Annotated in this window: 16 protein-coding genes; 4 read left to right on the top strand and 12 right to left on the bottom strand. The window is 68.8% G+C overall.

The window, feature by feature from the left end; translation table 11 throughout:
* Positions 1–2 precede the first annotated feature (2 nt).
* From ribH to AC5Y5O_RS17055, 5 genes are all read right to left on the bottom strand, one after another.
* On the bottom strand, positions 3–482 hold the full coding sequence (ribH, locus tag AC5Y5O_RS17075; protein WP_096286776.1) for a 6,7-dimethyl-8-ribityllumazine synthase: 480 nt from the start codon (positions 480–482) through the stop codon (positions 3–5).
* On the bottom strand, positions 479–1,756 hold the full coding sequence (locus tag AC5Y5O_RS17070) for a bifunctional 3,4-dihydroxy-2-butanone-4-phosphate synthase/GTP cyclohydrolase II (protein WP_096286774.1): 1,278 nt from the start codon (positions 1,754–1,756) through the stop codon (positions 479–481). The genes ribH and AC5Y5O_RS17070 overlap by 4 nt, the downstream gene beginning before the upstream one ends.
* 281 nt (positions 1,757–2,037) lie before the next feature.
* Positions 2,038–2,400, bottom strand: a complete 363-nt coding sequence (locus AC5Y5O_RS17065; protein ID WP_096286772.1) for a hypothetical protein — start codon at positions 2,398–2,400, stop codon at positions 2,038–2,040.
* A 270-nt stretch (positions 2,401–2,670) separates the two neighbouring features.
* Positions 2,671–2,946 (bottom strand): hypothetical protein, encoded by a 276-nt coding sequence (locus tag AC5Y5O_RS17060; protein ID WP_096286770.1) that lies wholly within the window; start codon positions 2,944–2,946, stop codon positions 2,671–2,673.
* Entirely contained in the window at positions 2,943–3,551 is a 609-nt protein-coding gene (locus AC5Y5O_RS17055; RefSeq protein ID WP_500025958.1) for a riboflavin synthase, read from the bottom strand. Before AC5Y5O_RS17055 ends, AC5Y5O_RS17060 begins: the two co-directional genes overlap by 4 nt.
* Positions 3,552–3,682: 131 nt before the next feature.
* On the opposite strand from AC5Y5O_RS17055, the gene AC5Y5O_RS17050 reads away from it, so the two are divergent.
* Both AC5Y5O_RS17050 and AC5Y5O_RS17045 read left to right on the top strand, forming a co-directional pair.
* Positions 3,683–4,387: an LppX_LprAFG lipoprotein gene (locus AC5Y5O_RS17050; RefSeq protein ID WP_096291048.1), complete on the top strand. Its 705-nt coding sequence runs from the start codon at positions 3,683–3,685 to the stop codon at positions 4,385–4,387.
* A gap of 5 nt (positions 4,388–4,392) precedes the next feature.
* The gene (locus AC5Y5O_RS17045) at positions 4,393–5,940 is read left to right on the top strand and encodes an MFS transporter (protein ID WP_500026147.1); all 1,548 of its coding nucleotides are present in this window, start codon (positions 4,393–4,395) and stop codon (positions 5,938–5,940) included.
* Here AC5Y5O_RS17045 and ribD read toward each other — a convergent pair.
* From ribD to fmt, 4 genes are read right to left on the bottom strand one after another with little or no spacing between them, the layout of a single operon-like run.
* Positions 5,937–6,938: a bifunctional diaminohydroxyphosphoribosylaminopyrimidine deaminase/5-amino-6-(5-phosphoribosylamino)uracil reductase RibD gene (gene ribD, locus AC5Y5O_RS17040; RefSeq protein ID WP_423790891.1), complete on the bottom strand. Its 1,002-nt coding sequence runs from the start codon at positions 6,936–6,938 to the stop codon at positions 5,937–5,939. The two genes, AC5Y5O_RS17045 and ribD, sit on opposite strands and share 4 nt — an antisense overlap.
* Positions 6,939–6,970: 32 nt before the next feature.
* Positions 6,971–7,669 (bottom strand): ribulose-phosphate 3-epimerase, encoded by a 699-nt coding sequence (gene rpe / locus AC5Y5O_RS17035; protein ID WP_096291046.1) that lies wholly within the window; start codon positions 7,667–7,669, stop codon positions 6,971–6,973.
* Between the two features lie 35 nt (positions 7,670–7,704).
* A complete protein-coding gene (locus tag AC5Y5O_RS17030) occupies positions 7,705–9,099 on the bottom strand; it encodes an RsmB/NOP family class I SAM-dependent RNA methyltransferase (protein ID WP_096286764.1) in 1,395 nt (464 codons plus the stop codon).
* The gene (fmt, locus tag AC5Y5O_RS17025; RefSeq protein WP_096286763.1) at positions 9,096–10,028 is read right to left on the bottom strand and encodes a methionyl-tRNA formyltransferase; all 933 of its coding nucleotides are present in this window, start codon (positions 10,026–10,028) and stop codon (positions 9,096–9,098) included. Before fmt ends, AC5Y5O_RS17030 begins: the two co-directional genes overlap by 4 nt.
* Positions 10,029–10,181: 153 nt before the next feature.
* On the opposite strand from fmt, the gene AC5Y5O_RS17020 reads away from it, so the two are divergent.
* Positions 10,182–11,000, top strand: coding sequence for a class I SAM-dependent methyltransferase (locus AC5Y5O_RS17020; RefSeq protein WP_096286761.1), 819 nt, complete (start codon positions 10,182–10,184; stop codon positions 10,998–11,000).
* A 6-nt stretch (positions 11,001–11,006) separates the two neighbouring features.
* On the opposite strand, the gene AC5Y5O_RS17015 is transcribed toward AC5Y5O_RS17020, so the two are convergent.
* From AC5Y5O_RS17015 to AC5Y5O_RS17005, 3 genes are all read right to left on the bottom strand, one after another.
* On the bottom strand, positions 11,007–11,489 hold the full coding sequence (locus tag AC5Y5O_RS17015; RefSeq protein ID WP_096286759.1) for a MarR family transcriptional regulator: 483 nt from the start codon (positions 11,487–11,489) through the stop codon (positions 11,007–11,009).
* Between the two features lie 199 nt (positions 11,490–11,688).
* Entirely contained in the window at positions 11,689–13,698 is a 2,010-nt protein-coding gene (locus AC5Y5O_RS17010; RefSeq protein ID WP_500025950.1) for a primosomal protein N', read from the bottom strand.
* Positions 13,699–13,778: 80 nt separating this feature from the next.
* Complete coding sequence (locus AC5Y5O_RS17005; RefSeq protein ID WP_096286757.1) at positions 13,779–14,522, bottom strand: lysoplasmalogenase; 744 nt, start codon at positions 14,520–14,522, stop codon at positions 13,779–13,781.
* On the opposite strand from AC5Y5O_RS17005, the gene lipI reads away from it, so the two are divergent.
* On the top strand, positions 14,521–15,480 hold the full coding sequence (gene lipI, locus AC5Y5O_RS17000; RefSeq protein WP_096291044.1) for an esterase LipI: 960 nt from the start codon (positions 14,521–14,523) through the stop codon (positions 15,478–15,480). The two genes, AC5Y5O_RS17005 and lipI, sit on opposite strands and share 2 nt — an antisense overlap.
* Positions 15,481–15,484: the final 4 nt, after the last annotated feature.

Genomic DNA, 15,484 nt, shown 5'->3' with positions numbered 1-15,484 from the left:
GCTCACGGTCGAGCGCGCAGGTCACGCAACGTCAGCGCGGCGGTCAGCGCGGCCCCGGCCGCCTGAGCGCCCTTGTCCTCCGCCGACGATGGCAGCCCGGCCCGGTCCAGGGCCTGCGCCTCGGTGTTGGTGGTGAGCACGCCGTTGCCGACCGGCGTGGCGGCATCCAGCGAGACTCGGGTCAAGCCTTGGGTTACCGCATCGCAAACATACTCGAAATGTGGTGTGGCGCCGCGGATCACTACACCGAGAGCGATGACGGCATCGTGGTTGCGCGCCAGCTCCTGGGCCACCACCGGAAGTTCCACCGCCCCGTGCACCCGGACCACCGTCGGATTGACGACGCCCGAGTCCGCAGCCACCTTGCGGGCGCCGGCGAGCAGCGCATCGCAGATGGGTCCGTGCCACGAACTCGCCACGATGCCGAGACGAAGATCGGAGGCGTCGAGTGCTTTGACTTCGGGCTCGCCGCCTCCACTCACAAAGCACCGCCGAATTCGCCTGGCAGATGGACGGATTCGTGGAAGTCGTCCAGCCCGGCCAAATCGTGTCCCATCCTGTCCCGTTTGGTCATCAGGTAGCGGATGTTCTCGGCGTTGGCCCGCACCGGCAGCGAGACGCGCTCGATGATGTGCAGCCCGTAGCCGTCCAGCCCGACCCGCTTGGCCGGATTGTTGGTCAGCAGCCGCATCGACCGCACGCCGAGGTCGCACAGGATCTGCGCGCCGATTCCGTAATCCCTTGCGTCGGCCGGTAATCCGAGTTTGAGGTTGGCGTCCACGGTGTCGTCGCCGGCGTCTTGCAGCTGGTAGGCCTGCAGTTTGTGCATCAGGCCGATGCCGCGGCCCTCGTGTCCGCGCATGTAGAGCACCACACCGCGGCCCTCCCGCGCGACCATCGCCATCGCCGCGTCGAGCTGGGGCCCGCAATCGCATCGCCGTGAGCCGAACACGTCACCGGTCAGGCACTCGGAGTGCACCCGCACCAAGACGTCGTCGCCCTCCCCGCTCGGCCCGGCGATGTCACCGCGGACCAGAGCGACGTGTTCGACTTCCTCGTAAATGCTGGCGTACCCGATGGCGCGGAACTCGCCGTGCCGGGTCGGGATGCGTGCCTCGGCGATCCGCTCGATGTGCTTTTCGTGCTTGCGCCGCCATTCGATGATGTCGGCGATGGTGATCAGCGCGAGATCGTGTTCGTCGGCGAACACGCGCAACTCGTCGGTCTGGGCCATCGAGCCCTCGTCCTTCTGGCTGACGATTTCGCAGATCGCACCGGCGGGTTGCAGGCCCGCCATCCGGGCCAGGTCGACGGCGGCCTCGGTGTGGCCGGGCCGGCGCAGCACCCCGCCGTCCTTGGCCCGCAACGGAACCACATGGCCGGGGCGGGTGAAGTCTTCGGCGACGCTGTTGGGATCGGCCAGCAACCGCATCGTGGTGGCGCGGTCGGACGCCGAAATCCCAGTGCCCACACCGTTTCTTGCATCGACGGTGACTGTGTAGGCGGTCCCGTGCTTGTCCTGGTTGAGCGCATACATCGGCAGCAGGCCCAGCTTGTCGCAGATCGCGCCGTCCAGCGGGACGCACAGGTAGCCCGAGGTGTAGCGCACCATGAACGCCACCATCTCCGGCGTCGCCTTCTCGGCCGCGAAGATCAGGTCGCCCTCGTTCTCGCGTTCCTCGTCATCGATGACGACGACGGCCTTACCGGCCGCGATGTCGGCAACCGCCCTCTCGACGGAGTCCAACCTCGTCATCTGTGCTGCCTTGCTGTCGTGCCGAGCAACACGCGAAGTCCGCGCATTGCATCAAGTATGAACCACGCGGGGCGCTGCGTTATTGCCCCTTCTTCGGGCACCACGTGGGTGACACGTCGCGAATTCGCGTGACGTTGCGGGCGGGCGCGGCCAACATGTGCCGTCGTGCCTGCGTGCACCGGACTTCCGCCTTGTCAGCGCCCGCTCTGACCTGCGACGACCGCGTACCGGCACGCCTCGAGGTCCACACGCATTGTGACGATTCTTACCCGTTGGAACTGCTAAACGGTGCGCCTCACCGGCATCTGGATCACCACGCCGCCACCACAATCGACCGCGTAGTGGGCAAGCCAGCGACCGACCGAACCGCCGGCCTCGATGAAGTGCGTCCACTTGCTCACCGCGGCGGTGGCGGCGGGGTAACTGGAAAACCGTCCGAGCGACACATCGCGCCCGTCGTCACCGACCAACTCGTAACTCGTGTAGTCGCGCACCCGGTGCTCGACGATCGTCAGCGTGGTGTCGTTGACTTCCTTGCTCCACACCGCTCGCGATTGTGCTTCGGCCTTACGGCCGGCAAGGGTCGCTACGGCTTCGAATGCGAGGTCTTCGTAGACGGCCTCGGCCAACCTTTCGACGGACATTTCTGCAGCTCCTTCGCGTTGAAAAGGCGGCCGGCCTATGCGATGAGTATGGACCTGCAAACGGCTGCGTGGGGATTTAGAACAGGCGTGTCGCCATGGTGTAGTGGGATCGTGACTATTGTTACCAAAATGCAATCTTCGGGCGCCGGCGATCGCCGCCCGGTGCAGCATTGGTAAACGGCACCCGGCCAGCCAGTCGCCCCGCTCCGGATGGCCTTGCAGCGGCCGCCTGAGTCCACTAATTCGCTTGCGGCAGAGCGATTTTGGCTGCTAACGCCAGCTGGCCGGCAGATCGATGACGTGATTGGGGCAGAAGTCCTGGGTCGCCAGCGCGATCACGTTTCGCGCGTCGCCGGCCGTCATCTGACCGCGCAACACCATGAAGGCATATTCGGCGGGCTGATAGCCCAAGTCGTGGCCGGCGGGATCGTCCATCAGCGCACACGCCTGTTGTTCCTGATTCGCGTTCGCGTCAGCGGTGGCACTGCCCCACACCGACGCCATGCACAGCACGACGCCGGCGCCGATTGCGGCGACGATCCTCATTGATTTCTCGCCGTCATCAATCGCTCAACATATTTGGCGATCACGTCGACTTCCAGGTTCACCTCGGTGCCGACCGGGGCCGCGCCCAGGGTGGTCAGTTCCCGGGTGGTCGGGATCAGTGAGACCTCGAACCAGTCGCGCGGTCGCGTGCCGAGCCCGGAAACCGTCAACGAAATCCCGTCGACGGTGATCGACCCCTTCTCCACGACATAGCGGGCCACCGCCGCGGGAATCTCGATCCGCACCACTTCCCAGTGTTCCGACGGCGTGCGGGCCACCACCTGGCCGGTGCCGTCGACATGCCCCTGCACGATGTGCCCGCCGAGCCGGCTGTTGACCGCGGCGGCCCGCTCCAGGTTGACCCGCTTGCCGACGTGCAGAGCGCCCAGGTTGGACCGGTCCAGCGTCTCGGCCATCACGTCGGCGGTGAATTGGCCGTCGGCGAGCAACTCGACGACCGTCAGGCACACGCCGTTGACGGCGATCGAATCGCCGTGGCCGGCGTCGGCCGTGACCACGGGCCCGCGGATGGTCAGGCGGGCGGCGTCGGCAAGCACGTCACGGCCGGTGACCTCTCCGAGTTCCTCGACAATTCCGGTGAACATTCCACCAGGTTAATTCGCCGGTGCTTTGCCTGGTGAGCGCCCACGACCGACACGCGAAACGCCCTCGTCGCGGGCCCGGGGACACCCCGCGTTCGGCAGTCCGCTCACCCCGCTCCTCTACGATGCACGGTATGCAGACACGCCGCCGTCTCACGGCCGTCCTCGCTTCCCTGACCCTCGCCACCGCCGTAATCGCGGGCTGCTCGTCGGGTTCGAAGCCCAGCGGCGCCCCGTTGCCCGACGCCACGACTCTGGTCAAGCAGTCCGCCGAAGTCACCAAGACCGTCAAGAGCGTGCACCTGGTGCTGTCGACGCAGGGCAAGATTCCCGGCTTGCCGATCAAGCAGCTCACCGGCGACCTGACCACCGTCCCGAGCACCGCCGCGTCGGGTAATGCGCAGCTGTCGATGGCGGGCTCCGACATCGACGCCAACTTCGTCGTCTACGACTCGGTGCTGTACGCCACGCTCACCCCGAACAAGTGGAGCGACTTCGGCAAGGCCTCCGACGTCTACGACGTCTCGGTGCTGCTGAGCCCCGACAGCGGTCTGGCCAACGTGCTGGCGAACTTCACCAACGCCAAGGCCGAGGACCGCGAGACGATCAACGGCCAGACCACGATCAAGATCAGCGGAAATGTCGCCCCGGATGCGGTGAACAAAGTCATCCCCAGCATGAGCGCGAGCCAGCCGCTACCGGCCACCGTTTGGATTCAGGAAAGCGGTGACCATCAGCTGGTCCAGGCCAACCTGCAGAAGAGCCAGGGCAATTCGGTCCAGATCACGCTGTCGGACTGGGGCAAGCCGGTCACCGTCACCAAGCCTCCGGTGAGCTGATGAGCATGCGAGCAGGACGCGGAATCGCGATCAGCGCGGGCAGCCTCGCCGTACTGCTGGGCGCGCTGGACGCCTACGTCGTCGTCACGATCATGCGCGACATCATGAGCGACGTTCACATCCCGATCAATCAACTGCAGCGCATCACCTGGATCATCACGATGTACCTGCTGGGCTACATCGCCGCGATGCCGCTACTGGGGCGCGCGTCCGATCGCTTCGGCCGCAAGCTGGTGCTGCAGATCAGCCTGGCGCTGTTCATCGTCGGCTCGGTGATCACCGCGCTGGCCGGTCATTGGGGCGATTTTCACCTGCTGATCGCCGGCCGCACCGTCCAGGGCATCGCCAGCGGTGCCCTGTTGCCGGTCACGCTGGCCCTGGGCGCCGATCTGTGGGCGCAGCGCAACCGCGCCAGCGTGCTGGGCGGTATCGGTGCCGCCCAGGAGCTCGGCAGCGTGCTGGGTCCGTTGTACGGAATCTTCATCGTCTGGGTGTTTCACCAGTGGCAGTACGTCTTCTGGATCAACGTGCCGCTGACCCTGCTCGCCATGATCGCGATCCAATTCAGCCTGCCCTCACACCAGCGCGCCGAGGAGCCGGAAAAGGTCGACGTCGTCGGCGGTGTGCTGCTGGCCGTCGCGCTGGGCCTGGCGGTCATCGGGCTGTACAACCCGGCGCCCGACGGCAAGACGATCCTGCCCAGCTACGGCTTGCCGCTGGTGATCGGTGCGGTGGTGGTCGGGGTGGTGTTCATCCTGTGGGAGCGCTTCTCCCGCACCCGGCTGATCGAACCCGCCGGGGTGCACTTCCGGCCGTTCCTGGCCGCGCTGGGCGCGTCGGTGGCCGCCGGTGCGGCGCTGATGGTGACCCTGGTCAACGTCGAGCTGTTCGGCCAGGGCGTGCTGCAAATGTCGCAGACACAGGCCGCCGGCCTGCTGCTGTGGTTCCTGATCGCGCTGCCGATCGGGGCGGTGCTGGGCGGATTCATCGCAACCCGGATCGGCGACCGGGCGATGACCTTCATCGGGCTCCTGATCGCGGCCTACGGCTATTGGCTGATTCACTACTGGCGCATGGACGTGATGACCCAGCATCACGACATCTTCGGGGTCAGCCTGCCGCTGATTCACACCGACCTGCTGGTGGCCGGTCTGGGACTCGGCCTGGTGATCGGGCCGCTGACCTCGGCCGCGCTGCGGGTGGTGCCATCGGCCCAGCACGGCATCGCGTCGGCAGCGGTGGTGGTGGCCCGGATGACGGGCATGCTGATCGGCGTCGCGGCGCTCAGCGCCTGGGGGCTGTACCGGTTCAACCAGATCATCGCCGGACTGACGGCGCAGATCCCGCCCGACGCGTCGCTGCTGCAGCGAATCGCGGCCCAAGCCACCTTGTATCTGAAGGCGTTCGCGCTGATGTACGGCGACATCTTCGCGGCCACCGTCGTCATCTGTGTGGTGGGCGCATTATTGGGCCTGCTACTCGGCAGCCGCAAGGAGCACGCCGAGGAGCCGGAAGTCGCCGAGCCCGAGCCAGTCGCGCTGGGCGAGCGCTAACTGCGCGGCTCGCCGCGCTGCGGCACCAGGCTGAGCAGCAGATCCGGGCCGATCCGGTCGGCGCCGTCGAAGCGCCACCGTAACGCCCGCGCGATGGTGGGCACCCCGACGTCGCCGACGGCGGTAATGGGTCCACCCAGCAGCATCGGGGCGACGTAGGTCAGGATCCGGTCGATCGCCTCTACCCGCAGGAAGGCGCTCGCCAGGGTGGGACCGCCCTCCAGCAGCACGTCGGTGCGGTCCGAGAGCGCCTTGAGCACCTCCAGCGGATCACGGGTTCGAATCACCATGGTACGCGAATCATCGTTGAGAACCTTTGCCTCGGAATGTATTTCGCGCATACCGACCACGACGCGCAGCGGCTGCTTGGCTGCCAGCGAGCCGTCCGGCAGCCGGGCGGTCAACGCTGGATCGTCGGCCAGGACGGTGCCGGTCCCGACGACGATCGCGTCGGCGGCGGCGCGGCGGCGGTGCAGGTCCAAGCGGGCGGCCTCGCTGGAAATCCACCGGCTGGTCCCGTCGGCGGCCGCACTGCGGCCATCCAGGCTGCTGGCGTACTTCCAGGTCACATGCGGCAATCCGGTCCGCTGCTTGTGCAGCCACTCGCGCAGCGGCCCGCCGGCGACCTCGTCGGCCAGCACACCGGACGTCACCTGCACGCCCGCTTCCCGCAGCCGCGCCGCGCCGCCCGCGGCGATCTCGTTCGGATCGGTGACGGCGTACACGACGGTGCGCACGCCGGCGTCGATCAGCGCGTTCACGCAGGGCGGCGTCTTGCCGTAGTGATTGCAGGGCTCCAGCGTGACCACCGCGGTGCCACCGGCCGCCAGGGCGCCGGCCCGGCGCAGCGCCAGCACCTCGGCGTGGTCGCCACCGGCCGGCTCGGTGCCGCCGACGCCGACAATGTGACCGCCGGCATCCAGAATCACCGCTCCGACCGGAGGATTGGGATAGCTGCCACCCTTGACCAGATACGACTGTTCGATCGCCAAACGCATTGCGGCGTCCAGGCTTTCGACAGGCTGGCCACTCACAGCCGTAGATGCGGCGACGCGGCGCCGGCTTGGCGTCGCAGCGCCTCGATCGCACCCACGGGATCCTGCGCGCCGTAGACCGCGGAACCGGCGACAAAGCAGTCGACCCCGGCCTCGGCGGCCTGTTCGATCGTGTCGGCATTGATGCCGCCGTCGATCTCGACCAGGATCGTCAACTCCCCCGCGTCCACCATCTTGCGCACGATGCGGACCTTGCTCAGCACCTCGGGGATGAAGCTCTGGCCGCCGAAGCCCGGCTCGACCGACATGATCAGCAAGGTGTCGAACTGCGGCAGGATTTCCAGGTACGGCTCCAGCGGCGTGCCCGGCTTGACGCTGATTCCGGCCTTAGCGCCCGCGGCCCGGATATCGCGCGCCACGCCGATCGGGTTGTCGGTGGCCTCGGCATGGAAGGTCACGTTGTAGGCGCCGGCCTCGGCGTACGGCGGCGCCCACCGGTCCGGGTCGTCGATCATCAAGTGGCAGTCCATCGGAATGCGCGTGGCGGCCAGCAGGCTCTCCACCACCGGCAGACCGATCGTCAGGTTGGGCACGAAATGGTTGTCCATCACATCGACGTGCAGCCAGTCGGCACCGACCACGGCCGCCGCCTCGTCGGCGAGCCGGGCGAAATCGGCGGCCAGGATCGACGGAGCTATCAGGGGTCCAGCGGTGCTGCCAGCCATGTGCGCCAGACTACTGAGGGTGCCGAAGGTGGCGCAGCGCGGCGTTACCCCGCTACGCGACGCAGCGCTGCGGCGAACATCGCGTCGGTGCCGTGCCGGTGCGGCCACAGCTGGACGTGCGGCCCTTGCGCAGACGGGGGGCCCGCCTCGACGGGCTCGAACAACGGCCGGGTATCCAGGGCCTGCACCGGATGACGGCGCAGTGCGTCGGCCACCACCCCTACGGTTTCGGCCAGATGCGGCGAGCAGGTCGAATAGAGCACCACGCCGCCGGGGCGGGTCAGCGCGATCGCGGCGGCCAGCAGTTCGCGCTGCAGCTTGGCCAGCGCCGGCACATCGGCCGGCTGCCGGCGCCAACGGGCCTCGGGCCGGCGGCGCAGCGCGCCCAGCCCGGTGCACGGCACGTCGACGAGCACCCGGTCGAAGCCGGGCTCGAGGCCACTGTTGCGACCGTCGACCCGCAGCACGTCGACGTCGAGCCCGCGGGTGTTCTCGACGACGAGGTCCGCGCGACCCGACGACGGCTCGACCGCCGTAACCCGGGCGCCGTGCTCGACGGCCAGGGCGGCCAGCAGCGCGGTCTTGCCGCCGGGGCCGGCGCACAGATCGAGCCAGCGCCCGGCGTCGTCGTCGACCGGCGCCAGCGTCAGCGCGCGGGCCACCAATTGGCTGCCCTCGTCCTGAACCAGCGCTTGCGCGTCGCGCACCGGCGCCAGCTGCCCGGGGTCGCCACCCGGCAGGTACACCGCGTACGGCGAGTAGCGGCCGACGGTGCCGCCGACCGATTCGGCCAGTTCCGCCGCGCCGAGCACGCCAGGGCGCGCGGCCAGGTGTACCTGGGGCCGTGCGTCGTCGCTGGCAAGAACCGCCTCGAGTTCACCGGCGTCGGCGCCCAGTGCGTCGGCGAACGCCTGGGCGATCCAGCGCGGGTGTGCGTGCACGAACGCGGCGTGGCCGACCGGATCACGTGCCGGGTCGGGGGCCAGCTCGTCCACCCAGGACTTCTCGTCTCGCCGGGAGATTGTCCGCAACACCCCATTAACGAAACCGGCTCGCGCCGAATCGAATTCGATCCCAGCCTGTTCGACGGTGGTCGACACCGCGGCGTGCGCGTCGACCCGGGTGCGCAACAATTGGTAAGTACCCATCCGCAGCAGGTCGAGCAGCACCGGGTCGATCGCCTCCGACGGACGGCCGGCGGCGGCGCCGATGACCGCGTCGAGCAGGCCGCGGGTGCGGCAGGTGCCGTAGGTCAGCTCGGTGGCGAACGCCGCGTCGCGTCCGGTGATGCCGCGCTCGCGCAGCAATGCGGGCAGGGCCAGGTTCGCGTAGGCGTCACGCTCGCTGACGGCTCGCAACACCTGAAAGGTGGCCGCCCGGGCCGGATCCAGGGGCTTGCGCCTGTTGGGCGGCCGGCCCTGTTTGGGTGCTGGGCTCATGAGGCCCGCGCGGCGGCGTCGAGGCGGGCACCGCGCGCCCAGTCGACGGCGTTCATGAGTTTCTTGCCGGGCGGCTGAAGCTGGCCCAGCCGCACCGGTTCCGAGCCGGTGCCGACCCACACGTTCTTGCGGTCCACGTGAATGACGCCGGGGGGCAACGACTCTGGAGCGTCTGTGTCGATCTGCACCGGTCCCAGTTTGATCCGCAGGTCGCCGATCATCGTCCAGGCCCCCGGGTTGGGTGTGACGGCGCGGATCCGGCGCTCGACCACCGCGGCCGGCAGATCCCAGCGCACCCGGGCTTCCTCGACAGTGATCTTCGGCGCGATGCTGACGCCGTCGGAAGGTTGCGGTTGCGGGGTGAGCGTCCCGTCGGCAATGCCGTCCAGCGTGGCCGACAGCAGGGCCGCACCCGAAATTGCAAGTCGCGCAAGCAGATCGCCCGAGGTATCCGTCGGCCGAATCGTCTCGGTCACGACGCCGTACACCGGTCCGGAGTCCAGGCTGGGTTCGATTTGAAACGTCGTCGCCCCGGTGATCGCGTCCCCCGCGGCGATCGCGGCCTGGACGGGCGCCGCACCGCGCCAGGCCGGCAGCAACGAAAAGTGCAGGTTCACCCAGCCGTGCGCGGGCACCGCGAGCAGGCCGTCGCGCAGCAGCGCGCCGTAGGCCACCACCGGGCAGCACTCCGGGGCGAACTCCGACAGTTCGGCGACGAACTCCGGCGAGTTCGGGCGCTGCGGGCGCAGCACGGGAATGCCGTGGTCGATCGCCTCGCGGGCCACCGGTGACGCCTCCGGCTTGGCGCGCCGCCCAGCCGCGGCGTCGGGCCGGGTCAGCACGGCAACGACCTCGTGACGGGGCGACTCGATGAGGCGACGCAGCGCGGGCAGCGCGGGTTCGGGGGTGCCGGCGAAGACGAGACGCACCCGGACAGTCTAAGAACCGCTGTCCGCCCCGTTACTGGCGGACAGATGATTGCGTATGCATACTGTTTCTAGCGGACATGATCACGGCGGCAAACGCCGCCGACGACAACGACGTCGGGTGCGCAGCTTTGTTCCCAACACCCAGGAGGACTGATGACTCTCGACGTGAACATCCCGGAAGACCTTGCGGCCACCCATCGCGCCATCTGGGCGCTGGGCGACTATGCCTTGATGGCCGAGGAGGTGATGGCTCCGCTGGGCCCGATTCTGGTCGCTGCCACCGGTATTGGCCCCGGTACCCGGGTGCTCGACGTCGCGGCGGGCTCGGGCAATATCTCGCTTCCCGCCGCCAAAACCGGTGCCACCGTCGTGTCCACCGATCTCACCCCGGAACTGCTGGCGCGGTCCCGAACTCGGGCCGCGGCGCAAGGGCTGACGCTGGACTACCGGGAGGCCAACGCGCATGCGCTGCCGTTCGGCGACGGCGAATTCGACGTCGTGATGTCGGCGATCGGCGTGCAATTCGCACCCAACCACCGGCTGGCGGCCGGGGAATTGGCCCGAGTCTGCCGCCCCGGCGGAACGATCGGCGTCATCAGCTGGACCCCGCAAGGTTTCTTCGGCCGGATGCTGGCGACGATCCGGCCCTACCGCCCGAGTCTCTCGCCGGCCGTCGCTCCGGCCGCCCTGTGGGGACGCGAAAGCTATGTCACCGGATTGCTCAGCGAACAAATCCGTCGTGTCGCAGCGGTGCGGGGCATGTTGGAGGTCAACCGATTCGACTGTGCCACAGCCGTTCACGAGTACTTCAAGAACCACTACGGTCCGACGATCGAGGCCTACGCCAACATCGGCGGCAATCGGGTGCTGTCCGCCGAGCTGGATGCACAACTGATCGAACTGGCCGAGGAACATCTGGCCGACGGCACGATGCGGTGGGAATACCTACTCTTCACCGCCGAAAAGGCTTGAGGCCCTTCATAGGTCGATGTCCAGGTTGGCGTCGGGCTCTCCGCCGGCCGCGGTGAAGGCCGTGAGGGCCCGCACCAGCCCGTGCCGCTCGGCCGCCGGCATCTTCTCGACAATGGCGGCGATTTCGGCACGCCGGTAGGCGGTGACTTGACGCACCACGTCGCGACCGCGCTTGGTCAGTGCGGCGATCAGCTCACGTCGAGACGTGGGGTGCGGCAGACGGTCGATCAGTCCGGCGGCGACGAGCCGGTCGACCATGCGTCCGGTGGCCGACGGTTGCACGCCCAGCAGGTTGGCCAGCGTGGCCAGGTTGACCGGACCCCGGTTGGAGAGGATCACCAGGGTGCGGAACTGCGCGATGGTGATGTTCTCGTCGACCTGCGCGATTGACCGGGCCGACATGCTGACCAGCAACCGCGACGCGGTGAGCAACGCGTCGGTGATCACGTCCAGCGACTCGCCGGCTTCCATCGTGTGTTCCGTGGACATCGTGGCTCCCCTTTTCTGGGCCCTTTCCAGGCCGTTTGGCAGGCCTTCGGTAAGACCGTTGACAGCCTACGAATGCCGTAGGAAGGAACTATTGCTTATGAATACTATCGCTACGGTAAGCGATTGGCCCAGCCGACCGGAGAACTTCGACCGTGAATCAGGAACACGACGTGTTTGCTGGCAACGCGGCAAGGTAGGGCTAACCAATTTGCGGCGGGTCGATCTGCACCCGCGCCGGTTCGTGTGATTGCCGGGCGCTGAGCACGCCGACACCGCGCCGCAGGCTGGCAGCCAACTCCAGACCCTGCTCGCGGCGGACGCGCACCAGCATCCTGATCACCGGGACGCCGGGCGGTGTGCCCGGTGGCCGGCGCACCCCGGGCGGCAGGTCGACCGGTCCGAGTTGCTCTGCGCCATAAGGCAATTCGGCCTCATCAAGCAATGCGGCCACGGCGTCGGCGCTGCCGTCGATGGCCGCCATATGCACACTGGGCGGCAGGCCGACCTCACTGCGTGCCGTCAGCTCGGCGTCCGCGTGGCCCACCGGATCCCAGCGAATCAGCGATTGCACTGTGGGAATGGAGGATTCGGCGATCACCGTCACCACGCCGCCGTCGCCGCGGGGCCGCACCAGCGCCGCCGCACTCATCCAGCGCCACAGCGCATCCTCGGCGGCGCGCAGATCCTGCCGGCCCAGCAGCGCCCAGGTGTCCAGCAGCAGCGCCGCCCCGTACCCACCGTCCGCCCGGGGTTCGGCGCCCGGTGTCGCGACCACCAGCGCCGGATGGGCGGCGACCTCGGCCACGATCGCGTCGCCCGACGAGGTGATGACCTGCGTGCCGGCAAAGGCGCGGCCCAGCTCCTCGGCGGTGCGCCGGGCCCCGACCACCACGGCGCGGACCGACTCCGACCCGCACCGGGCACACCGCAGTGCCGGCTCGGCGCGTCCGCACCACCGGCACACCGCCCCGGGTCCGCGCTCCTGCACCGACCCGGCTAGTGAGAGAGGCCCGGTGCAATGCCGGCACCGGGCTATGGTGCGGCACCTTCCGCAGGCCAGCGACGGCACATACCCCCGGCGCGGCACCTGGATCAGCACCGGCGCCCCCGCCTGAAGCGACGACTGTGCGGCGCGCAGCGCGATGGACGGAATCCGCGCGGTGCGCGCCGCCGGGTCGCGTTCGTCGGCGTACCCGGTGTCGTCCAGAGCGACCACCCGCGGCGTGCGGGCCCGCACCACCGCCCGCGTCGCGACGATGTCGTGGGCCCAGCCACTGCGCACCAGGGCCTGAGCCTCGGCGGTGCGGGCGTAGCCGCCGATCAGCGCGGCGCATCGCGCCTGATGCGCACGCAGCATCGCGACCTCGCGGGCATGGGGATACGGCGCCCGCGGCTCGGCCAGGCTGTCGTCGGCGTCGGACCAGACCATGACCAGCCCCAGGTCGTCCAGCGGCGCGAAAACCGCACTGCGCGTGCCGATCACCAGCCGCGCCTTACCCCGCAAAGCCGCCAGCCAGCGCCGGTAGCGCGCCGCCGGTCCCAGGCCCGCGGACAGCGCGACCACCCTGTCCTCGTCGATCCGGGTGGTCGCGGCCAGCCACAGCGCGTCCAGATCCCGCTGATCGGGCACGATCGCCAGCGCCGCGCGGCCGCTGCGGACCGTCTGCGCGGCCGCCTCGGCGAACCGGTCCGCCCACTGCTCCCCCGGCAGCGCCTGCCACACGGCACGCGCCGCTCGCACCTCGGCCAGCGCGGTCAGGAACTGATCGCCGCTTCCGTACACCGCCCAGCAGGACGGGTCGACGGGGGCCACGACCGGCGGCGGCCCGATCGCCGTGGGCTCCCGCTCCACTCTGGCGTGCCGGGCCGGGATGGCCAGCCGCAACACGTCCGGGCGGGTCCCGGCGTAACGCGCCGCGACGGCGTCGACCAGGCGGCGGATCTCCGGGGTGAGCACGGGTTCGGGGGACACGACCCGATCGAGCCAGCCCAGTTTGCCGACGTGGTCGGTGTCGTTGCGGCGCTCCAGCACGAACCCGTCGACCAGGCGGCCGTGGAACCGGACCCGCACTCGAACCCCCGGCTGGGCATCGTCGGACTGCTCGGCCGACACCAGGTAATCGAACTCGCGATCCAGGTGCGGTACCGACAGCATCGGCAGGACCCGGGCGATCGGTTCGGTTTGGAGGGGTGTGCGCGCGGTGTTCATCGCGTGCTCGAGTCACCAAAAGTGTTGTCAACCGCCATTTTTACCGTCCGTGGCCACACCGTAGCGGCGACCACCGACAGTCAGCCCTCGACAGGCTCGCGGTCATTGTCAGAGGCGGCAACGTCGCGACCGAAGAAGAATCCCGCCGTGATCAGGATCAGGGCCGCGGCGTACAGCCACCAGATCGGCACTGCCAGCGCCTCATTGCCCAGAATGAACCGGCCGATCGCGATCATCGCGTCCGATGCCATGAAGCACGCCGCCCCCACCGCCACCCAGATCGTCGGCAGCCGGGCCGCTATCGCGGTGCACGCCATCGCGGTCAGCACGACCACGTACACCGTCACCGGGATCGTCAAGTTCTCCGCACCCAGGTGCGGCCAGAACCACACCAGCAGGGCGATCGCCGTCACGCACAGCACCGCCATCACCGCGATGCGAGTTCGCGTCAGCGACTCTTTGACCACCAACGGCGCCAGCGCACCCATGATGCACAGGTGCGCGCACAGAAATGCCGCCAGCCCCAGCACAAATGACATCGTCCACCACGGGATCGCCAGTAACCAGTCGCCGGTAGCGCTGAGCAGCATCGCCGGCATCAGCCAGCGCCGCTCGCTGACGATGGGATGCGCGAATGCGGCCCCGGTCAGCAACACAGCCATCAACGCCTTGAACGGCGGCTGCAGCACCCAATGCCCGGTGAGTACGGTTCCCGGCGGCGACTGCACCGCGACCACGGTCAGGAACACGCCGTAGCCGATGGCCGCCCAGCAGGCCGCCACCCAGCAGCCGGCCAGCACGCGGGGTGCGTACGGTACCTCCATGCCCAGCTTTGACAAAGCCGACGAGAAACCTCCTATCGACCCCATCTTGCTGAAGGTACTCGACGCGGTTCCGTTCCGGCTATCCACCGACGACGGCATCGAGGCTGCGCGCCAGCGGTTCCGCGATCTGCCGCGCCGGCCGGTGCACCCCGAATTGCGCGTCGAGGACCGCACCATCGACGGCTCGGCCGGCGCTATCGCCATCAGAATCTATTGGCCGCCAACCGATTCGGGTGACGCCCTGTTGCCGGTCGTCGTCTACTTCCACGGCGGCGGGTTCGTGATCGGCGACCTGGACACCCACGACGGCACCGCCCGCGAGCATGCGGTGGGCGCCGACGCGATCGTGGTGTCCGTCGATTACCGGCTGGCTCCCGAGCACCCGTATCCCGCTGCCGTCCAAGACGCTTGGGCCGCAACGCGGTGGGTCGCCGAGCACGGCGCCGAGCTGGGTGCCGACACCGCCCGGCTGGCCGTTGCCGGGGATTCGGCGGGCGGCAACATCGCCGCGGCGGTTGCCCAGCGGACCCGCGACGAAGGCGGACCGTCGATTGCCTTCCAGCTGTTGTGGTACCCGTCGGTGATGTGGGACCAGTCGCTGCCGTCGTTTGCCGAAAACGCGACCGCTCCGATTCTCGACACCAGGGCCATCGCACAGTTCTCTCGTTGGTACGCAGGCGATCTCGACCTGTCCAATCCGCCGGTGGGCATGGCGCCGGGGCGGGCGAAGAATCTGGCCGGCCTGCCACCGGCCTATATCGGCGTCGCCGGCTACGACCCGCTACGCGACGACGGCATCACCTACGGCAAGGCGTTGGCCGCCGCGGGCGTACCCGCCGAGGTGCACAACGCCGAGACGATGGTGCACGGCTACCTCGGCTACGCGGGCGTGGTTCCCGCCGCCACGGCCGGGTCGGATCGGGGGCTCGCGGCATTAAGGAATGCGCTGTACAGGTGAACAA

The organism is Mycobacterium sp. NGS40 (genome assembly GCF_059812735.1).
This window is presented reverse-complemented; position numbering and strand designations above follow the sequence as displayed.